20 protein-coding genes and 1 pseudogene are annotated in these 22808 nt (G+C 69.4%); 10 read left to right on the top strand and 11 right to left on the bottom strand.

The annotated features are described in order from the left end of the window. Positions 1-14: 14 nt before the first annotated feature. A pseudogene (locus tag ACWD5D_RS39435) lies at positions 15-293 on the top strand (kinase); the annotation flags it as partial. A gap of 510 nt (positions 294-803) precedes the next feature. On the opposite strand, the gene ACWD5D_RS39430 reads toward ACWD5D_RS39435, so the two are convergent. Next, on the bottom strand, positions 804-1499 hold the full coding sequence (locus ACWD5D_RS39430; protein ID WP_451377631.1) for a hypothetical protein: 696 nt from the start codon (positions 1497-1499) through the stop codon (positions 804-806). A gap of 271 nt (positions 1500-1770) precedes the next feature. Here ACWD5D_RS39430 and ACWD5D_RS39425 point away from each other — a divergent pair, with 271 nt between their 5' ends. Continuing rightward, entirely contained in the window at positions 1771-2508 is a 738-nt protein-coding gene (locus ACWD5D_RS39425) for a hypothetical protein (protein ID WP_451377630.1), read from the top strand. Here the strand turns inward: ACWD5D_RS39425 and ACWD5D_RS39420 are convergent. From ACWD5D_RS39420 to ACWD5D_RS39395, 6 genes are read right to left on the bottom strand one after another with little or no spacing between them, the layout of a single operon-like run. Continuing rightward, complete coding sequence (locus tag ACWD5D_RS39420) at positions 2462-4108, bottom strand: ABC transporter substrate-binding protein (protein ID WP_451377629.1); 1647 nt, start codon at positions 4106-4108, stop codon at positions 2462-2464. The genes ACWD5D_RS39425 and ACWD5D_RS39420 overlap by 47 nt on opposite strands. A gap of 39 nt (positions 4109-4147) precedes the next feature. Next, entirely contained in the window at positions 4148-4951 is an 804-nt protein-coding gene (locus ACWD5D_RS39415; protein WP_451377636.1) for an ABC transporter ATP-binding protein, read from the bottom strand. A 17-nt stretch (positions 4952-4968) separates the two neighbouring features. After that, a complete protein-coding gene (locus ACWD5D_RS39410) occupies positions 4969-6003 on the bottom strand; it encodes an ABC transporter ATP-binding protein (RefSeq protein WP_451377628.1) in 1035 nt (344 codons plus the stop codon). Continuing rightward, positions 6000-6866, bottom strand: a complete 867-nt coding sequence (locus tag ACWD5D_RS39405) for an ABC transporter permease (RefSeq protein ID WP_451377627.1) — start codon at positions 6864-6866, stop codon at positions 6000-6002. The genes ACWD5D_RS39410 and ACWD5D_RS39405 overlap by 4 nt, the downstream gene beginning before the upstream one ends. A gap of 8 nt (positions 6867-6874) precedes the next feature. Beyond that, a complete protein-coding gene (locus ACWD5D_RS39400) occupies positions 6875-7828 on the bottom strand; it encodes an ABC transporter permease (RefSeq protein WP_451377626.1) in 954 nt (317 codons plus the stop codon). Then, on the bottom strand, positions 7825-9480 hold the full coding sequence (locus tag ACWD5D_RS39395; protein ID WP_451377625.1) for an ABC transporter substrate-binding protein: 1656 nt from the start codon (positions 9478-9480) through the stop codon (positions 7825-7827). Before ACWD5D_RS39395 ends, ACWD5D_RS39400 begins: the two co-directional genes overlap by 4 nt. Positions 9481-9765: 285 nt before the next feature. On the opposite strand from ACWD5D_RS39395, the gene ACWD5D_RS39390 reads away from it, so the two are divergent. The 7 genes from ACWD5D_RS39390 to ACWD5D_RS39360 all read left to right on the top strand — a co-directional run bounded on the left by ACWD5D_RS39390 (position 9766) and on the right by ACWD5D_RS39360 (position 17359). Beyond that, positions 9766-10446 carry a pyroglutamyl-peptidase I family protein gene (locus ACWD5D_RS39390; protein ID WP_451377624.1) on the top strand — a complete coding sequence of 227 codons (681 nt, stop codon included), beginning with the start codon at positions 9766-9768 and terminating at the stop codon, positions 10444-10446. A gap of 5 nt (positions 10447-10451) precedes the next feature. Beyond that, positions 10452-11681, top strand: coding sequence for an amidohydrolase family protein (locus tag ACWD5D_RS39385; RefSeq protein WP_451377623.1), 1230 nt, complete (start codon positions 10452-10454; stop codon positions 11679-11681). Then, positions 11678-13060 carry an allantoinase AllB gene (allB, locus tag ACWD5D_RS39380; protein WP_451377622.1) on the top strand — a complete coding sequence of 461 codons (1383 nt, stop codon included), beginning with the start codon at positions 11678-11680 and terminating at the stop codon, positions 13058-13060. The genes ACWD5D_RS39385 and allB overlap by 4 nt, the downstream gene beginning before the upstream one ends. Next, entirely contained in the window at positions 13048-14085 is a 1038-nt protein-coding gene (locus ACWD5D_RS39375; RefSeq protein ID WP_451377621.1) for an aminopeptidase, read from the top strand. Before allB ends, ACWD5D_RS39375 begins: the two co-directional genes overlap by 13 nt. 46 nt (positions 14086-14131) lie before the next feature. Then, a complete protein-coding gene (gene allE / locus ACWD5D_RS39370) occupies positions 14132-14893 on the top strand; it encodes a (S)-ureidoglycine aminohydrolase (RefSeq protein WP_451377620.1) in 762 nt (253 codons plus the stop codon). Beyond that, complete coding sequence (locus ACWD5D_RS39365) at positions 14880-16163, top strand: amidohydrolase family protein (protein ID WP_451377619.1); 1284 nt, start codon at positions 14880-14882, stop codon at positions 16161-16163. The genes allE and ACWD5D_RS39365 overlap by 14 nt, the downstream gene beginning before the upstream one ends. Positions 16164-16321: 158 nt before the next feature. After that, positions 16322-17359: a LacI family DNA-binding transcriptional regulator gene (locus ACWD5D_RS39360; RefSeq protein WP_451377618.1), complete on the top strand. Its 1038-nt coding sequence runs from the start codon at positions 16322-16324 to the stop codon at positions 17357-17359. A 3-nt stretch (positions 17360-17362) separates the two neighbouring features. Here ACWD5D_RS39360 and ACWD5D_RS39355 read toward each other — a convergent pair whose 3' ends face one another. From ACWD5D_RS39355 to ACWD5D_RS39340, 4 genes are all read right to left on the bottom strand, one after another. Beyond that, on the bottom strand, positions 17363-17497 hold the full coding sequence (locus ACWD5D_RS39355; RefSeq protein ID WP_451377617.1) for a hypothetical protein: 135 nt from the start codon (positions 17495-17497) through the stop codon (positions 17363-17365). Next, on the bottom strand, positions 17494-17751 hold the full coding sequence (locus ACWD5D_RS39350) for a hypothetical protein (RefSeq protein ID WP_451377616.1): 258 nt from the start codon (positions 17749-17751) through the stop codon (positions 17494-17496). The genes ACWD5D_RS39355 and ACWD5D_RS39350 overlap by 4 nt, the downstream gene beginning before the upstream one ends. A 215-nt stretch (positions 17752-17966) precedes the next feature. Continuing rightward, positions 17967-18317: a hypothetical protein gene (locus tag ACWD5D_RS39345; RefSeq protein ID WP_451377615.1), complete on the bottom strand. Its 351-nt coding sequence runs from the start codon at positions 18315-18317 to the stop codon at positions 17967-17969. Between the two features lie 400 nt (positions 18318-18717). Then, positions 18718-20910, bottom strand: coding sequence for a phosphocholine-specific phospholipase C (locus ACWD5D_RS39340; protein ID WP_451377614.1), 2193 nt, complete (start codon positions 20908-20910; stop codon positions 18718-18720). Positions 20911-21457: 547 nt separating this feature from the next. Between ACWD5D_RS39340 and ACWD5D_RS39335 the strand changes: the two genes are divergently transcribed. After that, positions 21458-22438, top strand: coding sequence for a hypothetical protein (locus ACWD5D_RS39335; protein ID WP_451377613.1), 981 nt, complete (start codon positions 21458-21460; stop codon positions 22436-22438). Positions 22439-22808: the final 370 nt, after the last annotated feature.

Below are 22808 nucleotides of genomic sequence, written 5' to 3'. Positions count from 1 at the left end.
ATGTCGCTCACAGATTGATCGACCTGACCGCTCGCTACGCCCTGGACGCCGGATTCCACGTCGTTGTCGAAGGCATCCTCTACGCCGACCACTACGGCGACATGTTTACCGAACTGCGTGCCGACCACCGTGGCCCGACCCACGGTTACTACCTGGACGTGCCGTTCGGCGAAACCCTCGCCCGGCATGCCACCAAGCCGATCGCCGGCGACGTCAACGAGACGCAACTTCGGGACTGGTACCGGCCGCGCGATCTGCTGCCCGACAGGCTCGAGGCCGTCATCGGCGCCGACATCCCGGCCGGGGGCGCCATGAATGGGTGGCACCCGGTCCACGTGCCTCGGCGGCCCGTGGACCGGGGCCGTCAGAGGGCGCCGACCAGGAAACCGACGCCGAGAAGGCCCAGCGCGAGAAGGACTTCGCCGCCCTGCTGCCGTGGCTGACCACCACCCCGACCTCGCCACCCTCACACTCCCCATGAACCCGCCCGCCCCGACACCCCGTACGGAGTGTCGGGGCGGGCGGGTGTGTTCGGGCTGCCCACCTACCACACGGGGTGATGCTGTGTGCTGGAATCGTCGATCACCTCACGCTCTGCCAGGTCACCTGACACTGTCGCGCGCGCATCACGCCGACGATCAAGGAGCGGGCGGTGCCCCCAACTTTCTGAGCGAGGAAAGCGCGGGTTCTTCGGCCACTTCACCGAGGACCCGGACGAGAGGCAGCTCGCCGGGGTGATCGTCTGCCGGCTCACGAGCCGCGGACGGTTTCCGGCGCGCCCGGAACAGCCGACGCCGCCGCGGCTATTCGGGGAAGGCGAGGGTGTAGTGGAAGCCGTCGTCGCCGACGGCGTGTCGCAAGGTCCGTATGATCGCCTCGGGATCGTCGTAGGGGCCGTTGACGTAGAACGGCTTGCCGTCGCGACCGAAGCGGATCGGGCTGGGGCCGGCGGGCTCACCGAGCACAACGGCGGCGGCATCGAAGTCCGCCTCGGGAGCGAACCCGAGCTCGCGGGCGTAGTCGGCGGCGCCGAACACCAGGGCACGGGCAACCTCGGCGGGAACCTGCACATGCCCCTCGAAGGCGCTGAAGTAGGCGTGCCGGTGCGCAGCCAGCTGACTCGGGGTCATCGGCTCCGGGGGCAGAGCGTTCTTCACCCCCAGGCACCACACATCCAGCAGGAACCCGGCAACCTGGGCTTTCGCGGAGCGCGCGCTGTCCGCGGCGACGAGCACGGCGACAAGGCCGCGTACCTCCTCGGCGTCGCAAGCCCCCGGGTCAAGGCTTGTCCACTGCGGCGTACCCTCAAGATCCGCACTGCGGCTCCAGCCGGCGTTCACCCAGCAACGCGGCTCGCCACGGCCCGACTTCGAGACCAGCACAGCGCCGTTGAGTACCCCGACGACATCCCTGACGCCCACCCCCAGCGTTCTGGCGATCGCCTTCGCTGACCGACCCTGCTGGTCCAGTTGCCGTACCTGTTCTACAAGCTCATCCACGGCTTCACCCTATGGCCGCCGCCAAGATCACAGGACCCAAACCCCAGCAGCTACAACTGCCGGAGTGATCCTGTGAAAACGGCGAAACTCGAGTTCTCTGCCCTGGGTCGGACAGATCCGCCCGGAGTGGGGGGTGTCCGGGCTGGTGAGACCGTAAGCAGACTGGTCCGTTGTCCCAAACGCGGTGTCGGCCCGCGACCACGCAGACATGGATCATCCAACGGGGGGACGCGGCCGGGCGGGGGCGCCGGCACACGGATGCGGGAACGCCGTGTTGGTCGCGGTCGGCGTGGTGTGTGCGCTGGTGCTCTGCGCGCTGTGGCAGATCCACCGCACCTTGGACCGCACGCCGCCCAACGTCGGCGCCTTCGCACACTCCGCTGCCACCCGGACCGCCGGCGCGGCCGCGGAACGGACGAGTTCCGCGCGCCTGACGAACCTGACGTCGGCGCTGCCCTGGGCCGTCCCGATCGACCCGCTGACCGTCCGGCGGCCGGGGCTGCCGTTGGAGACCGCATACCGGGTGCAGAAGGCAGCGGTGGCCCGGTGGATCCCGGCCGGCGCCCGCATCGTCGGCCACAAGGCCGGGGTGGCCTCTCACGCTATGCAGGAGCAGATGGGCGTCGCTGAGCCGGACTCAGGCGTCCTGCTGGACGACATGGTGCCGGCATCGGAATCGGTGTGGCGGGCGCGATCATCCCCCGTACATCTCGGAGTTCGTCCCGACGAATCACCGGGGCGTGTTCGTCTTGGCAGCGCGCGCCGACGCATTCAACTCCTGCGGCTACCCGGTGCGCGCATCGTGCCGAGCACCGTGACGATCCGCCGGATTCTGGCACTGGCCTGCCCGCGCGGCCTCCCAGCGGGCGAGCTGTCGGCTTCTTTCGCGGCGGTCGGCCCGCGGCCGAGCCGTCCGCCTTCCGTGGTGTCCGCGGGCGACTGCGGGCCGGCCGTCTCGTTGGTCAGCCGCGTGGGCTCCTGCCGATGTCCGCGGCCCACGGGTAGCTGAGCTGTACCGATGAGAGCGGCGCCCCGGTCAGCCCCTTCTTGAGATAGAGCGGATTGAACGGGGCATACAGCGGCACCCAGATGACCTGGTTCACGGCGATGTTCTGCGCCTGGGAGATGAGGTGCGCACGTCGGGCGGTGTCCGGGGTCGCCTTGGCCTCCTTGACGAGCCGGTCGAAGGCGGGGTTGGACCACTGCGCGAAGTTGAAGGTGTCGCCTGACTGCAGGTACTGGTAGATCTGCGTCGGGTCCGGGTAGTCCGCCTGCCAGAGGGAGAAGAGCATGTCGATGCCCTTCCGGGCCGTCGCGTCGCTGTACAGCGCGTTGTAGTTGTCGGCCGGCAGGGTCTTGATGTCCGCCTTGAGACCGATCGACTCAGCCGCTCGTTTCACCTCCGTGCCGATGACCGGCATCTCGGACTGCGAGCCCGTGACCGCGACGACGATCGGCTTGCTCGGCGCCCCCGCTTCCTTGATCAGCTGCTTGGCCTGTGCCAACGACCCGTTCGGTTCGGGCAGGGCCTCGTACGCTCGTTGCAGCTCGTCCTGGGCGTAACCCCAGGTACCCGGCGCCGCCGGGGCCTTGAGGGGTTCGGCCGCTCCCGAGGCGGCCGCCTGAATGACTCCCTTCCGGTCGATCGCCATGGACAGCGCCCGACGGACCCTGACGTCGGCCAGCGGCCCCTTGAGGTCCGTCACCATGCCCACATAACTCCCGCCGGACCGGCCGAAGTAGAGTTTTCCCTGCTGCGTGTTGAGCAACTTCGCGTAGCCGGACGCGGGCACGAACCAAGAGCCGTCGATCTCCCCGGAGAGCATCGCGGTGACTCTCGCGGCGGGATCCCGGATGAACTCGAACCGGACCTTCCCGGGCCGTGCCCGGTGTTCCTTGTCCCAGTAGCCGTTGAAGCGCTCGATGGTGATGGACTCTCCGGTCGACCAGTGGGCGAACTTGAAGGGACCGGTACAGTCGACCCCCCTGTCCGGCCGGCCCAGCTTCTTGCCGGCCTTCTCGGACGCGGCCTTGCCCAGGATGCGCCCCGCCGACGTCGCCATCGACTGGTTGAACAGGGCGTCCGGCTTCTTCAGCCGGACGGTGACCTCCAGCTCACCCGTGGCTTTGATCGACTCGACGTTCCGGTAGACGGCGTCGTTGTATGAGCCGAGTGACTTGTCGAGGTTGCGTCCCAAGCTGTAGGCGACGTCCTCGGCGGTCAGTTCGGCGCCGCTGTGCAGCCTCACCCCGTCGCGGATTCGGTACACCCAGGTCCGAGGGTCGGGGTTCTTCCAGGAGGTGGCCAGAGAAGGTTGGAACGAGAAGTCGGGGTTGATCTTCAGCAGGCTCTCGCAGACGTTGGCCAGCACTTCCATCGGCGGGAAGTCGTTGCTGTAGATGGGGTCCAGCGACGACGGTTCCGCGTAGAGCGCCCACGTGAGGGTGTCGATGTCGCCGGTCGCACGTGGCAGGGACTTGGTGAGCTCGGGGGCGCTCGTCGGCGCGTTACCGGTGTTCGGTCCTTTGCCGCAGCCGGAGAGCGCCAAGGCCGTGCAGGCGATCAGGGCGACGAGGGGTTTGTGGTGGGGAGTCGGTCGAACGGACATGGTTTTCCTCCAGCAGCGCCTCGGACACGAGGCGGTGAGTCACGGGGTGGCGAGGAAGTCGCGTCGCGTCCGCGACACGTGCGCGGGGTCCCAGCCAAGACGCGGGACGCTGGACAGCAGGAGCTTCGTGTAGGGGTGTTCCGGGTGCCTCAACACCTCTGCGGTGCGGCCGCGTTCGACCACCGTGCCGCGAAACATGACGACGACCTCGTCGGCGACCCATCTCACGACGTCCAGGTCATGGCTGACGAAGACCAGCGCGACCCCGGTGGTACGACGGATCTCCGCCAGCAGGTTGAGGATCTGGGCCTGGATGGAGACGTCCAGGGCGGCGACCGCCTCGTCGAGCACGAGCAGCCGAGGCGCGGTGGCGAGCGCCCGGGCGATTGCGACGCGTTGGCGTTGTCCGCCCGAGAGCTCACGTGGCAGGGCAGTCGCCTCGCGCGCCCCGAGGCCGACCTGGTCCAGCAGTTCGGCCCGACGCCGATCGCGGGTGGCCGAGGCCAGGCCGGAGTGGAGCCGCAGGACCTCGTCGATCGCGTCGGCCGCGGTCTGGCGCGGGTCGAGGCTCTGGTACGGGTCCTGGAAGACGAGCTGCACGATACGTGCACGTCGCCGGCGCGGCCGGAGGCCGACGCCTGGCCCGAACTCCTCGCCGTCGAAGAACACCCGGCCCGCGTCCGGCTGTTCCATACCGACGATCAGTCTCGCCGTGGTGGTCTTGCCGGAGCCCGATTCCCCCACGATGCCGAGGGATCCGCCGACGGGAACCTGGAAAGAGACGTCATCGACGGCCACCACTTTGCCGTGGCCGTACGTCTTGCGCAGCGCCTCGACTCTCATCACAGGTGGTGTGCCGGTCACGGCAGCTCTCCTCTCCCCGGAGTCTCCGGCCGCGGCCCCGCCGCGGGGGCGTCAAGGCTGGGGTTCGTTGCGGCCGGGCCGGCCGCTCGGTGGCATGCCACCTGGTGCTCCGCGACCAGCCGGATCCCGGGTGCCGTGTCGTGGCAGGCGTCCAGCACCTGGGGGCACCGAGGTGCGAAGGCGCAGCCGCCCCGCACCTCGAACAGCCCCAGCGGTCGGCCCGCCACCGCGCGCAGCGGGGTGCGGTCCGCTGCGGGCCGGGCGGCGAAGAGCGCGGCGGTGTAGGGGTGGTGTGGTTGTCGGGCGAGTTCCGCGGCCGCGGCCACCTCGACGATCGAGCCGGCGTACATCACATGGATGCGGTCGCAGGTGGACACCGCGAGGTCGAGATCGTGCGTCACCAGGACGATCGACAGCCCGCGTTCGTGGCGGAGGCGCAGGAGAATCGACATGATCTCTGCCTGGGTGGTCACGTCGAGCGCCGTCGTCGGCTCGTCGGCCAGCAACAGGTCCGGTTCGCCCGCCAACGCGGCGGCGATCATCACACGCTGGAGCATTCCGCCGGACAGTTCGTGGGGGAACCGGCGCATCTGCCGTGCCGGATCGGGCAGACCCACCTCGTCCAGCAGTCCGACAGCCGTGCGCAAGGCCTGCTCACGTGTCGTGCCCCGATGGATCCGCAGCCCCTCGGTCATGAAGGCGCCGATGCGCTGGAAGGGGTTGATGTGGGCCCGGGGGTCCTGGAAGATCATGGCGACGGTCCGCCCCCGGAGGTCGGCCAGTTCCTTGGCCGGTACGCCCAGTACATCTTTCCCGGACACCTGGACCCGCCCGCTGACCCGGGCCTTCGCCGGCGTGAGGCCGACCGCTGTGCGCAGCGTCATGGACTTGCCGGAACCCGACTCGCCCACGAGGCCGACGATCTCGCCGGCGGCGCAGCTCAGGGACACCGACGCGAGGATGGGTCTGCTGTCCGCGCCGTGGGGCACCGCGATCGACAGCTCTGCCACGTCGAGCATCGCGGAACTCATCGGTCCGCCCTCCTGATGCGGTCGGCGACCGACTCGCCGATGAGGCTGAATCCGACGACGGCGATGACGATGAGCGCGCCGGGTGCGAGCGCGGACAGGGGAGCACCCTGCAGCAGGGCCACTTCGCCCTCGGAGATCATGGCGCCCCAGTCGGCCTGCGGCGGCTGGACCCCGAAGCCCAGGAAGGACAGGCCGGCGAGGTCGATCATCGCGTAGCCGAAACACAGGGATGCCTGGGCCAGCACCAGCGGTGCGATGTTGGGCAGCAGATGCCGCAGGACGATGCTCACTGCGGAGAACCCCTGGAGTTCCAGGGCCCGGACGTACGGGCGGTGCCGTTCGCTGAGGGCGGCGCCGCGGGTCAGCCGGGCCAGGTACGGGGTGTAGGCGATGGCGAGGGCCAACACGGTCGAGTCGAGGCCGGCGCTGAGCACCGCGACCATCAGGATGGCCAGCAGCACGCCGGGAAAGGCGAAGATCAGCTCCATGACGCGGGACAGCAGCGCGTCGGCCCAGCCGCCGCGCCACGCGGATGCCACACCGATCGCCACTCCGAGAACGGTGGCGCCCACGACGACGCCGAGCGGCCCCAGCAGTGAGGTGCGGGCGCCCCAGATGAGGCGGGACAGGGTGTCGCGTCCTGACTGGTCGGTTCCCAGCAGGTGATCCGTGGACGGCCCGCGCAGGCTCTCCGAGAGCGACACGGCGTTGGGGTCGTGTCCGGCCAGCCAGGGCGCGAAGACCGCGACCAGGACGAACAGGGCCAGCGTTCCGATCGAAAGGGTCATCGCCGTGCTGCCGCCGAGTCGGCGGGGCAGTCCCCGTCGGCGGACCAGCGAGGTGTCGGCCGGGGTTTGGGCCATGGCCGCCATCAGGCACCCGCTTTCCCGCGCACCCGCGGATCGATCAGTGGGTACACCAGATCCACCAGCAGGTTGCACACCGCGAACACGCCGACGATGATCAACACGATGGCCTGGGTGACCGGGAAATCCTTGGAGTTGACCGACTGCACCAGCAGCGACCCCATCCCGTTGAGTCCGAAGGCGGTCTCGACCAGCGTCGTCGTCACCAGCAGGCCCGAGATCACGAGTCCGGCCAGGGTGACGACCGGCGCCATGGCGTTGCGAAAGGCATGTCGCCACACGATCCGGCGTCCGGGTACGCCGCGCACTCTGGCGGTCTCGATGTACTCCTTGCCCAGCTCGGAGAGCATCGCCGATCGCGTCGCCCGGGCCACCAGCGCCGCGGACGAGAGCGCCAGTGTGACGGCGGGCAGGGTGAGGTGCCAGATCCGGTCGAAGAAGCCGTCCCCCGCTCCGAACGCCGGGAACCAGCCCAGGGTGACGGCGAACAGCGAGGTCAGGCCGATCGCTGCCACGAAGGAGGGCGTTCCCATGGCCACTGTGGTTGCGATGATCGCCGCGCTGTCCACCGTGCCGCGTTTCACCGCGGCGATCACGCCGATCAGGATGCCGGAGACGAGGATGAGCACCGAGGCGTAGGCGACCAGGGCGACGGTCGTGGTGATCCGTGAGGCGATCAGGCCGCCGACCGGCTGGCGGAACTGCAGCGACTGGCCGAAGTCCCCGTGCAGGAAGGAGCCCAGCCAGGTGACGTACCGCTGCAGGAAGGGGTCGCCGAGGTGGTACTGGTCCCGGATGGCCTGGAGGGTGTCCGCGGTGACCGAGTTGCCCCGGGCGAGGAACGACTCAGGGGAGCCCGGCGCCAGGTACATCGCGGAGAAGACGATGAACGAGGTCGCGAGCATCAGCAGCACCAGGGCGGACAGCCGTCTGGTCAGGAGGGACAGCATGCCGGTCATGACGCCGCCCCGAGGTCGGCGGCCCACGGGTAGTGCAGCTGTACGTACGAGGCGGGGGAGCCGGTCAGCCGTTTGTTGAGGAAGAGCGAGTTGTAGGGCGCGTAGAGCGGGATCCACACCAGCTTGTCGACCACGATCTTCTGTGCGGCGGTGACGAGTTCGGCGCGGCGCTGGGGGTCCCCGGTCTTCTCCGCCTCGGCGATGAGGTGGTCGAACTCGTGGTCGGAGAAGCCGGAGAAGTTGTAGAAGTCGCCGGTCTTGAAGTACTGGTACATCTGCAAGGGGTCGGCGAAGTCCGTTCCCCAGCCGGTCAGGTAGAGGTCGATGCCCTCACGGGCCGTCTTGTCCGTGTAGACGCTGTTGTAGCGCTCGGCGGGAAGGTTCTTGATCTGGACCTTGAGGCCGATCTTCTTCGCCGCGGACTGGATCTCCGACCCGATCACGGGCACTTCCGCCTCGGCGCCGGTCGTCGCGAGAACGATCGGCTCGGTCGGGGCGCCGGCCTGCGCCACGAGCTTCTTCGCGGCAGCGAGGTCGCGTTCGGTGACCGTCAGGGCGTCCCAGCCCTTCTGGTACGTCTTGGTCGCGTAGCCCCAGGACCCTGGCACGGCAGGCGCTTTCTGGGGCTCGCCCGCACCGCTGACGACCGCGTCGATGATGCCCTTGCGGTCGATCGCCATCGACAGCGCCCGGCGGATGCGCACATCGCGGAGCGGTCCGTCGTCGTTCATGACGATCGCGTCGAAACCCTGGGTGCTCCTGCCGTAGTAGACGGTGCCTTTGCCGCTGGACGACAGGCGCCCCAGGGAGGACGGTGGAAGGGACCAGCTGCCGTCGATCGAGCCGGACAGCATGCCGGTGACCGCGGCGGCCGGGTCGTGGACGAACCGGAACACCACTTCCTTGGCTCTGGCCCTGTGTGCGGGGTCGAAGTAGTGGTGGTCGCGCGACAGGGTGATCGATTGTCCCTTCTCCCATGACGTGAGGGAGAAGGGACCCACGCAGTCGACGCCGCCGTCGGGGGTTCCGTACCGCTTCCCCTTGGCCTGCACCGCCGCCTTGCTGTCGACGATGCCGGCGGGGCTGCTCATGTAGGAGTTGAAGAGTGTGTCCGGCCGCTTGAGGGTGACCGTGACCTCCAGCGGTCCGGTGGCCTTCACGGAAGCGACGTTCTTGTAGGCGCCGGACCAGAAGGATCCCAGCCCGGGCTGGAGGTTGCGGTTCAGGCTGAACACCACGTCCTGCGCGGTCAGCCGGGCGCCGTCGTGGAAGGTCACCCCCTTGTGCAGGCGGTAGACCCAGGTCGTGGGCGTCGGGTTGGTGTAGGACTCGGCCAGCGCGGGCTGGAGCGACATGTCGGGGCCCAGCCGCAGCAGCCCCTCGCACACGTTCGCCATGATCTGGCCCGTCTCGAGGCTCGCGTTGTAGATCCAGTCGAACGACGCGGGTTCGGCGGACACGGCCCAGGTGATCCGGTCGACGGGCCCGGCTGCCTTGGGCGTCAACTCGGTGATGGTGGGGCCATGTCGGCCAGTGGCTTTGGTGTCCGGCGGTGAGCCGGCGCAGCCGGTGAGGACCAGCGTTCCGGCGGCCAGCGCGACGGCGAAGCGGTTGGCGTGGCTGGTGCGGGAGCGCGCGGTGACGGCATTCAAGCGAAGTACCTCCGCGGGGGAGAGGGGTGACCCGAAGGAGAGAAGACGGGCAGCGGAGGAGGCAGCCCGTCGGGGGTGTCGCCACCCTCTCGGCTGCGCCACGGAGCCGTCGTTGGGCGGCAGTTAACACCGGCCGATTTTGGGGGTCAATAGGTCGAGCGAAACGTTTCTTTCTCGGAAAGAAACGTTTCTTTTTCCGCCGGCGCGCGCCATGATGCTGGATCACAGCGAGGGCCACACCCCCCATCTGACGATCTGTCATTTACATTCTGCGGAAGTTGAGTGATGACCCAGCCCTGGATTTTGGTGACCGGAAACGGCGGCTTCGGCACCTCGGCGAGCAGAACCGAACTGCGCTACGCCGACAACCCGAGCTCAGCCGTGGCGTTCGCGCTCGACGGCGAGGTGATCGCCGGTCACCGCGTCCTCGGACGCGGCCTGGACTGGCGGGAACGCCCCGAAGAGGCCCTGATCCCGCTGCTCTGCGACGGTGAACCGCCCGCCGCGGTCGTCTCCTGCGGTGTCTTCTCGGGGCGCAGTACCGTCACGGTCGAGCGGACCGCGGTCAACGTCCAGGACTTCCAGTTCGCCGAGGACGGGCGCCGCCCGTGCGGCGACCCCCTCTACCCGGAGGGACCCGCCGCCTATCTCTCGACCCTGCCGATCAAAGCCATGACCACGGCGATGCGCGCGGCAGGCGTTCCGGCGCTGATCTCCAACTCGGCCTCCACCCACGGCTGCAACGCCGTCATGTACACCGCGCTGCACCTGGCCGCCCTGCGCGACCTGCCGAGCCGGTGCGGATTCGTCCACCTGCCCGACACCCCGGAGCACGTGGCCCGCACCGGGCACAACGGGCCGAGCATGGGCCTCTCGCTGCAGATAACCGCCCTACGGGCCGGCTTGTCGGCGGTGGTCTCCCATCCGACCGACATCCGCGTCCCGGCGAACGAATGGGAGTGGTGATCCCCATGCCACACGCCCCCGACCTGCTGATCCGCGCAGGCCGTGTCCACGGCCGCGACGGCCTGGTCGACATCCATGTCCACGACGGGAAGGTGACCGCCATCGAGCCGACCAGCGCCCGACCCGCCGAAACGCTCGACACCCTGGACGCGGGAGGCGGCCTCGTCTCCCGTGCCTTCGTCGAGCCGCACTACCACCCGGACAAGGCGTACAGCCGCGCCCTGGCGCCGCGCACTGTCCACGACCCCTTCGCACGGGCCAGGACCATCAAGGCCGGCTTCACCGTCGCCGACGTCACCGAACGCGCGACACGTGCCCTGCGACTGGCCTCCGCCAACGGCGTCACCGTCCTGCGTGCCAACGTCGACATCGACTCCGTCTCCGGACTCAGGGGACTGCACGGCGTCCTCGCCGCCCGCGAGCGGGTGGCGGACCTGATGGAGATACAGGTGGTGGCCTTCCCCCAGGAAGGCCTCGCCTGCGACCCGCAGGCCCGGCCGCTGCTGGCCGAAGCCCTGAAGTCCGGCGCCGACCTGATCGGCGGATGGCCCAACGTCGAGGACGGGACCCAGGCCCGGCAGGCCCACGTCCGCGAGGTGTTCGACCTCGCGGAACGGTTCGACGTCGACGTCGACATCCACCTCGACTGCATGATCGACGCGAGCGAGACGATGCTGGAGTTCGTCGCGGCCGAGACCGTGCGGCGCGGCTACCAGGGCCGCGTCCTGGCCAGCCACTGCTGCGGCCTGGAGATGTACGACGACGTCGACGCCGCGCGGGTGGTCGCCGCGGTGGCCGAGGCCGGCATCAGCGTCGTGGTCGTTCCCCTCAACCTGCTCGACGGCGGACCCCGCGGACTCTCCCGCCCCCAGGAGCTGATGGCAGCCGGCGTCGTCGTCGCCGCGGGCAGCGACAACATGAACGACGGCTGGTACCCGCTCGGCACCCTCGACCCGCTCGACCGCGCACAGACGGCATTCCTCGGCGCCGGCTTCCACGACGAGGGTTCCCTCGACACCGCCTGGGAGTTCGTCACCGGTCAGGCGTCGGCCGCGCTCGGCGGGCGCCCCGGCGACATCGCCGTCGGCGAGGACGCCGACCTCGTCCTGTTCGACGCCCCCGACCGGGCCACGGCCCTGGCGAACCTGCCCGGCACCCGCACCACGCTGAGGCGCGGACATGTGGTGAGCCGACGGGACACCAGCAGCCGCTTCACGCAGCCGGTGGCCCCATGACCGGGCACGCCGAACTCGCGGTCAGCGGCGGCAGACTCCTGCTCCCGGACGGACCGCGCGAAGGCACCCTCCTCGTCGCCGACGGCCGGGTGCGCGCGATCATTCCGCCCCACGCGTCATTCAACGCCGACCACGCCATCGACGCGACCGGCCTGCACGTCATCCCAGGAGTGATCGACCTGCATGTGCACTTCGACGTCCCGGGCATCTCGCTCGAGGAGGACTTCCACACCGGCACCCGGTGCGCCGCGGCCGGCGGAGTCACCTTCGTCGTCGAACATCCCTTCTCCGACCCGCCGACCACGACCGCCGCTCGCTACGCCGCCAAACGCCGGCAGGCCGAGAACGGGGCCGTGGTCGACTTCGGCCTGTGGGGCGCCCTGACGAGACCGTCGCTCGGGGAGATGGCACGCCAACACGCCCTGGGCGCATCCGGCTTCAAGGCGTTCCTGCCCGAGAACTCCATGGACTTCCCGCCCGCCACCGAGGCGGACCTCCTCACCGGGATGGCGACCGCGGCGCGGCTCGGCGCCCGGGTGCTCGTGCACGCCGAGGACCGTGACGCGCTCGTCGCCGGCGAGGCCCGGATGCGGGCCCGCGGACGCACCGACCTCGCGGCCCTGCTGGAAGCACGTCCGCCCACCACCGAGATCGACGCCGTACGCGACGTGCTGCGGCTGGCCCACCGGACCGGCTGCGCCGTCCACCTCGTTCATCTCTCGACGCCCGAGGCGGTCGACCTGGTCGCGCAGGCCCGTGGCCGAGGCCTCGACGCCACCTGCGAGGTCACCGCGCACCACCTCCTGCTCGATGCCGACGACCTGCCGCGGGTGGGCGGCTTCGGGGTGTGCGCCCCGCCGCTGCGGGAGGCGCGCCACGTCGAGGGGTTGTGGGAGCGGGTCCAGGCCGGTCAGGTACAGGCGATCGTCTCCGATCACTGCCCGTACGACCGTGCAGACAAGCTCACCGCCGAGGACGACGTCTTCGGCTGCCCGTTCGGCATCCAGAGCATCCAGGAGTACGTCCCGCTGGTCCTCGGCGAGGCGATGCGCCGCGGCATCGGGCCCGAGCAGATCATCCCCCTGATGACGAGCGGACCGGCACGCGTCTGCGGCGCGGCAGGCTCGAAGGGCTCCCTCCAGCCCGGCATGGACGCGGACTTCGCCCTGCTGGACCTGAACTCCCCCTGGGTGGTCAGCGCCGAGGGGCAGCAGCACGCCGCCGAACGGTGGTCGCCGTACGACGGTCGTGCCTGCCAGGTGAGGGTGGTCCGGACCGTGGTGCGCGGCCGGACCGTGGCCATCGACGGCGACATCGTGGCCCCGAAGGGAGCCGGCCGCTTCACGGCCCTGGCCGAGGAGGGGACATGCCGGATCTGAACGCCTCCTGCGGCGAGGACCGCGACGCGCGGCGGCCGGACCTCGTGCGCGGCGCCCGGGAACTGATCCGCACCTGCCTGGCCGTCACCAGCGGTGACCGGGTGCTCATGCTGACCGACCGTCGAACCCGGCGACTGGCCGAGGTCATCGCGGACCAGGCACGGGCCGTCGGCGCCACCGCCGTTGTCGTCGCAGTCGTCCCCGACATCATCGACGGGTACCAGGCGGCCCGGCAGGAGATCCAGCACGTGCTGGACGCGCACGATCCGACCGTCACGCTGTTCGCGGCAGCCGATCCCGAAGACCTGCTCGCCTGGGACCCGACGTTCTGGGCACAGCTCGAACGACTCGGCGCGCGCCATGCGCACATGCCGGCGCTGGACGACGTCTGCCTCGGGATCGGCATGGCCGTCGACTACACGCGCGTCGCGCGGTTCACGCTGGGTGTGCGGGACCTCCTCAGCGGCTGCCGGTCGGTGCACATCACCAGCCGGACCGGCACCGACCTCACCCTGAGCTGTGATCCGGCCCGGCCGTGGACGCCGTTCACGGGCCTGTACCAGTGCGGCGGCCAGGGCGGCAGGCTGCCGCAGGGCGAGGTGTTCTGCACGCCGCTGTCCGCCGACGGGACGCTGGCGGTCTCAGTGATCGGCTACCCGTTCAACGCCGAGTCCGGTCTGCTCGACGAGCCGCTGATGATCGAGGTCGCCGCGGGCCGCGCGGTCGGCCTGCGGCATCCCGACGGCGACCTTGCAGCAAGGCTGCGCGACTGGCTCACCCGGGCCCCGTCAGGGCTGCGCCTGGGGGAACTCGCGCTGGGAACCAACCGGGACCTGCCCGACATCACCGGGAACCTGCTGTTCGACGAGAACGTGCCCGGCGTGCACATCGCATTCGGCCACCCGTTCCCCGAGTACACCGGCGCCGACTGGGAGTCGCCGGTCCACGTCGACATGGTGGTGCAGCGGCCGGGCGTCGAGGTCGACGGAGCCGCCGTGCTGGCCGACGGCCAGTACCGCGGCTGAGGCCTCCGAATCCCCCGAACACCCTGCCTCAGTAATGGAGTTGATTATGGAAGGCCAGCCGGTTCGCGCCGACTACGTGAGTGCCAACCGCGGACGCGTCCGCAGCGCGTACACCCTGATGTGCCCGGACAACCTCGTCGAGAACGCGCTTCCCCATCTGCACGGGGTGATCGCCAAGCCGCTCGCCACCCCGCGGTCGCTCCCGGCCCGCTTCGGCGAGTACCTCCTGGAGTTCGAACCGGGCGGCAGAAGTGTGCGCCCGCTCGGCGCCGGTTTCGAGAACTTCCTCTACGTCCTCGACGGCCAGGTCCGGGTACGGACCGGCGACGGTTCCCACAAGTTGGAGCCCGGCGGCTTCCTCTTTCTCCCCGACGGCGTCGAGTTCGACATGGACGCGGTGGGCGCGGCACGAGTCCTGTGGGTCAAGCGTCGCTACGAACGCGTGCCCGCAGTCCCCGACCCCGATGTCGTCCTCGGCCACGTCGAAGAGGTCACCCACATCCCCGACGAGACCATCGGCGGCACCTACGCGCCCCTGCTTCCCCTCGACGAGCGCTTCGACATGGCGATGAACGTCATGCGATTCGACGTCGGGGCGCGGTTCACCATGGTGGAGGTCCACCACCAGGAGCACGGGCTCTACATGCTCGAGGGCCAGGGCCTCTACTACCTCGGGGACGACCATGTGGAGGTCGCGGCCGACGACTTCGTCTACATGGCGCCGTACTGCCCGCAGTACTTCTACGCGACCGGATCGACCCGAGCCTCCTACCTTCTCTACAAGGACATCAACCGTGACGGCTTCTGACCTCCCCGCCGACCTCATCGTGGACAACGCGACACACCGCGCGGAAGGCGGCCCGCGCACCGTCGACGTTGTGGTGCGCGACGGACGCATCGTCGCGCTCGGCCCAGGGGCGGGTGCCGGCCTCGACGCCCGCGAGCGGGTGGCGGCGAACGGCGGGCTGATCGCCCCGCCGTTCGTCGAACCCCACAGCCACCCCGACAAGGCACTCAGTCGCCGCTTGATCAGCCGGCTCGGGCTGCCGGACCGGCTCACCGACCGCCCGCAGATGATGCAGCGGCAACGCGATCTCAAGGCCGCCTTCACACAGGCTGACGTGACCGACCGCGCGGGGGAGTTCCTGAGACTGGCCGCGGCGCAGGGCGTCGGAACGGTCGCGGGACAGGCCGACATCGACACCGTGACCGGGCTGACCTCGTTCGAGGGCGTCATGCGGGCACGCGAGAAGTACACCGACCTGGTCGATCTGCGGGTGACGGCGTTCCCGCAGGAGGGCCTCGTCCAGGACCCAGGCGCCTACGACCTGGTCGCCGCCGCCCTCGCCGCCGGCGCCCACCGGGTCGGCGGCTGGCCCAACAACGAACGGTCCTGGGAGGACCAACTCACCCACCTCGACCAGGTCTTCGCACTCGCCGAGCGATTCGGCGTCGGCATCGACATCAACATCGACTACTTCACCGACCCCAGCGAACGGCTGCTGGAGCCACTGGCGGAGCGCACCATCGCCCACGGGATGCAGGGCATGGTCAACGCCAACCACGTGGGAGCGCTGGAGACTTACCCCGACGACGACGCGCGACGCGTCGTCGCCAAGGTGGCCGAGGCACAGATCACGGTGACCGTCTGCCCCTCCAACCTCGGCGGCTCCTACCCCTACCGGGGCGTCTCGCGGGCGAACGAGCTGCTCGCCGCCGGGGTGACAGTCGCGGCGGGCACCGGAAACCTCCAGGACAACTGGGAGCCGTTCGGCAACCTCGACCCGCTCGACACGGCGCGCCTGGCCTGGCACGCCCTTCCGCTCAGCGACGAGGACGACAAGGGCGTCGAGACGGCGTGGCGGCTCGTCGCGGACCACGCCGCCAAGGCCGTCGGAGTACCGTACGGCGAGTTGCGCGTCGGAGGGCGGGCCGACTTCGTGGTCCTCGCCGCGACCACGTTCACAGACGCCCTGCGCAACGAGCCCGGACCCCGCCGGCTCGTGCGCGACGGGCGCATCGTGGCGGGGCGGGTCGGCGAGGTGTGGACGCGGCCCGAACCGGCAAGGACTAGCTGATCCCTCGGGACGGTCCGTACCGGCGGCCGGCCGGTCCGTCGTCACGCAACCGCACCGCGGAGCACTGCGGGCATCGGGGAGACCGCGCTGCTTCATGGTTGACTTCATACTGGCTCAGGACAGGTTCAGGCAGGGATACGATTGACTCTGGTGGATTCGTGGCAAAGGTGACCAAGACCATGGGCGGCCGGGTGACGATCCGCGACGTCGCCGCCGCCGCTGGGGTCTCGGTGACAACGGTTTCCGACGCCCTCAACGGCAAGGGCAAGCTCCGCCAGGAGACCCGCGACCGCATTCGCCGGACCGCGGAGTCTCTCGGCTACCGCCCGAGTCGGACGGCCCAGGCGTTCCGGCAGGGCCGAACGGGCACGATCGCCCTGGTCCTGCCCCACCGGGACGTCAGCGGCAACGAGCACGACATGATCGGCCTGGACTACTACATGTCGATCGCCTCCGGTTCCGCGCGGGCCGCTTTCAGCGAGGGATACGGGCTGTTGCTGACGCCGCGGATCAGCACCGAGCACGAGTGGCGGCTCATCGGCCCGGACGGCGTCGTGCTCTGCGACCCGGGCTCCGACGACCCGCGCATCGACATGCTGGAAGGCATGGGGATACCTGTCGTGTCCATCGAGCGCGATCCGGCCCGCCCCGACCGCCCGTTCTACGTCTCGGGTGACAACGAGCGGAACATGCGCGAACTGCTCGACCATCTCCACGAACAGGGAGCGCGGCGTATCGCGTTGCTCTCCGCACGCTCCTCCTGGGCGTGGGCGATGGAGGGGGAGCAGGCGTACGAGTCCTGGTGCGCCGAGCACGGCATGCGCCCGTTCGTCGCCCACGTCGCACTCGATCGGCTGGAGGCCGATTCGTACCGCGCCACCTGCGCCCTGCTGGACACCGGGGAGCGGCCGGACGCACTGATCGCCTCCGCGGAGCAGTACAGCGAAGGCGCCACCCGTGCCTGCTGGGAACGGGGGGTGCGCATCCCGCGGGACCTGATGCTGGCGATCGGCATCGACAGCCGTTTCGCGCAACAGTATGACCCGCCCATCACGGCCATCGACCTGCGACCGGTCGACCAGGCAGAGGCGGCGGTCGACATGCTGCTCAGGCGGCTCGGTGGCGAGACCGTGGAGAAGCCGACGGTGGTCCCCAGCCAACTGCGGGTGCGAGCCAGCACCCGGCGCCCGGCCTGACCCTCACTCGCGGTCGCGGTCGCGGTCGCGGTCGGCGGGCCGCAGCCGCTGCCTGAGGGCGTGGAGGCCGACACCGAGGTGCTGTGCGGCGTTGTCCCGCGAAGACTTGCGGTGTTCCTCTTCATCGGGATCCTTCAAGGGGTCAGGGATTCGACGCGGCATATCACCTCGCGGCAGAAGGCGTCGATACCGTCGGGGTCGTCGGCGAACTGCGAGGGTTTGACGCAGAAGGTGGTGAATTTCGCCGCCATCAGTTGCGGTAAGGCATCCAGGGCCTGGGCGAGGTCGGCGCAATAGGTGTCGTCGGGGAAGAGGGCACGGGTGCCGCCGATCATCTCCAGCTCGGCGAGGTCGCGCCCGGCGGCGGCCGTCGCGTCCTTGAGTATCCGCATCTCCGAGGCCGTGGGCCGGCCGGGCCGAAGCCCCTGCCGCTGCGCGGCTGACGGCGCCCTTGTCGCGCATCCACGCGACCACGACCGAGGTGTCGAGGCCGCCCGAGAAGGCGATTCCGACGCGCTCGCCGACGGGGAGAGAGGTGAGAAGTCAACCAGCCGTCCGACGCCACCGGCGAACGTCCCGTGCCCCGGCCGTAGGGAACGACGTGCAGTTACACTGCGGCGTTCTCCTGGGCCATCCGTACGATCCGGTCATTGACGCGGATGCCCCCGGCCGGGCCGGTGATCCAGCCCAGACGGCGCAGCGCCATCCACGCGTTCGACGGCAGCCCGGCCCGCGCCGTGCCGGAGGCGAGCGTGTTCACGTCGGTGGCGTTCCAGTGCGCGGCCAGCAGATCAGCGGCCATGCCGGACACCAGATCAGCCGCCCAGCCCACCCGCTGGGCCAGCACCGCAGCCGACAGCACCTTGCCCGTCTTCTCCACCATTCCTACACGCAGCAGACCACGGGCACAGGCGGTACGGGCCACCTCGCCCTCGCCCAACCGCAGCCTCCGACTCACCGGCACCCCCTCTCTCTCTGCCCGTGGTGCTGTCATCTGTTCAACGACGCCCCCGCGAAACGGTCACGCATTCGATCTGCGCACCCACACGCGACAGCCGACACCCGGCACGAGGCCGATGGACGCCACGTCACTACGGATTCCAAAGGAAGCACGTGAGCCTCACGGCGCCATGACCTGCAGGGGCCTGGGGTTGAGCATCCGTAGAGGCCGCGAGGGCCGGCATTCGCCGCGCCGATGCCCTGTCGGCAACAGCACGAAGTGTCCTGCGCTGGACCTGACTTGGGCAACGCCCAGACGCGTCGAGGGGTGGCGGATGAGCCGGTCGCTGCGGGGGACGCGTCACCGGCGATGGGGCCCTGGCAGGCTCGCTCGAAGTCGGCGAGCCTGCCAGGGGGCGTCAGCTGATCCGGCCCGCGTAGCGGTAGCGGAAGCCGTCGTTGGCGGTGACGATCACGTCGTAGTAACCGTCGTTGTTCGTCGGCCACTCGATGACCGTGGGTGCGCCCTGGCCGACGTACACCGTCCGGTGACCGCCCTCGTAGTCGTTGGCGGTGAGCGTGAAGCGGACCTGGTCACGGCCGCCGTTGGACAGCGCCAGCCGCAACGTGCGGTGGCCGGGCACGAGTTCGGCCTCGATCCGGGGGACGGCGCCGGTGTTCCGGCCGGCCGGGACGACGCTTCCGGCGAAGGACCGCACGAACCGGTCCGGGCCGTAGACGGAGAAGGAGTACTTACCGTCGGTCGTCGCGGTGTCCCACACGTAGTTCTTGGCGCCGTCCTTGGTGACGGTGAACGGCGTCGCCGCGAATTCGCGGTGGGCGTCCGGGAACACCTGCATGCTCACGCCCCGCGAGCCCTCGTTGGTGAGGGCCGCGGCGACCTTGCCGCCGGCGCGGTCGACGGTCACGGTGGCGTGCTGCTGATAGGGGACGGGCCGCACCTTGAGGCGCCCGGACGGAGGCTCCGGCATCGACTGCTTCCCGGCGGCCGGGATCGCGTTGGCGATCGACGGCAGGGTCCGGTCGTGCTCCGCGGCCGCGACGAGTATGTCGGGCGACGGCAGTTCGGGAGCGGAGGTGTCGGCCGTGGAGAAGTCGATCGCCGAGGTCAGGTCGCCGCAGACCGTCCTGCGCCACTCGCTGATGTTCGGGCAGATCGCAGGCTTGCCGAGGGTCGTGGTCCAGTGTTCCAGGAACCGGATGATGGACGTGTGGTCGAAGACCTCGGAGGACACCCAGCCACCGCGCGTCCACGGCGAGATCAAGATCATCGGAACTCGGGCGCCCGGACCGACAGGCTGGCCACCCACGAACTCGCCCTCGGTGCCGGGCTCCGCGAGCGGCGCCTGCACGTGGTCGAAGTAGCCGTCGTTCTCGTCGAAGGTGAGGATCAGGAGGGTGGACTTCCAGAGCTCCTCGTTCTCACGCAGCGCCCGGATGACCCGGTCCGTGTAGACCGCGCCGTAGTCGGGCGCGCCGGCCGGGTGCTCCGACCACAGGTACGGAGCGACGATCCAGGAGACCTCGGGCAGCGGACGCTCGGCGCCGGGCTTGCAGGCGGCGATGAAGTCCTTGAGGACGTAGTCGAGGTTCTGGTTGGAGTTGGGCCCGGTGGGCTGGGTGTGGGTCTGGAGCACGTTACCGCGCGCGAGCAGTCCGTCGGGCGACTTGTCGGCGCCGGGCTGGTTGGGGTTGAACGCCGCGAAGGAACGGACAGTGTTGTCGGTGTAGTCACCGAGCCAGTTGCTGTCGGTGTCGTTGTTGACGTAGGTCTGCCAGGACACCCCGGCCTCCTGGAGGACCTCGGGGTAGGTCTTCCAGGTGTAGCGGTAGCCGTAGTCACCGCCGTTGTTGATGGCCGGTCCGCGGTTCGCACCGGTCGGGTCGACGCTGCCGGACCACATGTAGATCCGGTTGGGGCTGGTGCTGGTGGCGGTCGAGCAGTGGTTGTGGTCGCAGACGGTGTACTGCGAGGCCAGGGCGTACTGCCAGGGGATGTCCTCGCCCGTGAAGTAGCCCATGGTCTGCTCGCCCTTGGCGGCGACCCAGCCGTTGTTCTTGCCCATCGCCCAGGCGTTGTGGCCGTCGGTCCAGCCGTGCGGCAGGCCGCCCGCGTTCTGGGCGTTGTACTTGCCGGTCTCCAGGCGGAACGGCAGCAGGTAGCCGCCGTCGGTGCGCTTGGCGTCGGGCTGCTGGAAGACGGTGGTGCCGTTCGGGTACTGCAGGGCCTGCTTGTCGCCGAATCCGCGGACGCCCGGGAGCATGCCGAAGTAGTGGTCGAAGGAGCGGTTCTCCTGCATGAGGATCACCACGTGCTTGAGGTCGGCGATCGTGCCGGTGAAGCCGGTGTCGACCGTCGTGGCCTGCGCCGGTGCGGCGGAGGCCTTGCCGGCGCCGGCCGCTGCGGTGACCCCGGTGGTCGCCGCGACCGTCGCCGATGCCGCGACCGCCTGGAGCAGCCGACGACGGCTCAGACCGGACCGGAAGAGAGAAGCGGCGGCGCCCGCGGGGACGCGGCCGCTGGTCCCGGCCAGCGAGCCGTCGGGGTTCGTCTCGGGAAGGTGGTCGGAGGGGCCCTCGACGTGGGTCATCCGAATGATCCTTTCGATGTGCGGTGCCCGGACCGGGGCGTGGCAGCACGGACCGACGGCCCTCGGGGTCGGCGTGACCGGTCGAGGCAACCGCCTGGCGTGCAGGGGGGAAGGTCCGAGATCGCGGTGGGAACGAGCGGGTGAAGTCCGCCGGAAGTGGGGGATCTCGACGGAAGACGGCAAGAATGTAACGTACAGCTATCCCTTGGGTGGTCACCGTCGGGTGAACACCTGGGGAAATCGGATGCTGGAGTTCAGGTGCGGGAGTTCAGATGCCGGAGTTCAGATGCTGGAGTCGCGCGGCATCGGGAACTCGACCGTGTGGCGGTTCACCGGGTTCCTCCGATTCCTCCCCGGCCTTCAGCCGGGGAGGAATCGGACTCCTGCGGAGCAGGACAGGAGATAGAGGTTTCGCCTTCAGGGCGAAAGACCGTGCACCCCGCGATGAGGTGAGCGAGTCCGTGGCGATCAAGAGGCCTCAACTGTCAGTCCCGCCGGGTAGGTTGGGATGTTATGGCAACAGACGCGACCACGGAGGGGGCCGGGCATGCCCGGTACCATCCTGCACGGACGCGTCCTGCGCTCGCACGACCCGGTCGGCGTCGAGCAGGAGATGTGGGCGCTGCTCACCCTCTACCAGCTCCTGCGCCGCACCATGGTCCAGGCAGCGGAGTCCCAGCCGGGCACCGATCCCGACCGCTGCGGATTCACCATTGCCCTCCAAGCTGCCCGTGAACTGCTGGTATGCGCGGAAAGAGTGTTCGAGCATGGCATCGGAGAGATCGGCCGGCGCGTCCTGTCGGCGCTATCGCCCGCACGGCGGGCCCGCGTCAGCACCCGCAAGGTGAAGTTCCCCACATCCCGTTGCGCGGAACGGAAAATGGACGGCCGCCCCGACAGCAGCAAGGCCGTGAACTCGACGACGATCACTCTCCTGCCGCTGCCGCTGCCGCTGCCGCTGCCGCTGCCGCTGCCGCTGCCGCTGCCGGTGCAGGAGCCCGCACTGCCCACGACCACGGTCCCCCAGTACGTCGGCCCCGGCCAGACCAGCAACCGCATGACACGCGTCCTGGCCATCCTGCAGGCAGAACGCGAACGGCTCTGGCGCTCACGGGACATCGCCGAGCTCCTCGGCGACGTCACCCTCGTCGCCACCTACCGACAACTCGCGCGCTGGACCGAGAAAGGAATGATCAAGAGAGTCCGCACCGGACGCTACGCGGCAGTCACACAGGAAACGGCCCCCCCTTGCGTGACCTGCGAAAACGCTAACTACCCGGCCTTGGGGGAACTTCAGACGAGGACCACTCCGTCCAGAACGGCACCATCGCCTGGCAAGCCCTGGGTCGACAGCAGACGGCGGCCTCGAGACCGGTCTCGGTTCGAACCGCCCCCACCATCCGGGGAGCTGTGCACGCTGGACGCCTCTGGGGCGCCGCACGCCTCGACGGCGACTGAAGAATCAGATTCATCTTCGGAAGTCGCGCGTGGGAGATCGTACGCCGACCGGGTGAGATGGACGTTGTGATCGGCTCCTATCCAGCGCTTACGCCGCTCCAGTGGTCGCCGCACACCCCCACGCACTTCTCATATCTCAGATGTACTAGGGCCAAGGAGCAACCCGATTCTGGGATTCATCTGATCTAAATCTTGACGTGCCGAGAGTATGACTCTCATACTCGACCATGCCTGGCACCGACGAGCCGAGATTGCCTCCAGGGGAAGGGCGTAGACCACGTGGGGCGGCGCCAGTTCGTCCCCAACAACACAACCTTCAGTCCGGCCGACATCACTATCACCCCGAACCGGCGGGTCCTGGACCGTGTGCGACGCGTTTGGCATACGCCGCCTCTCCTTGCACCGAACACCACACGCATCGAGATCCCGCCGCACGTGGC

This window comes from Streptomyces sp. NPDC002520 (genome assembly GCF_053595235.1).
This window is presented reverse-complemented; position numbering and strand designations above follow the sequence as displayed.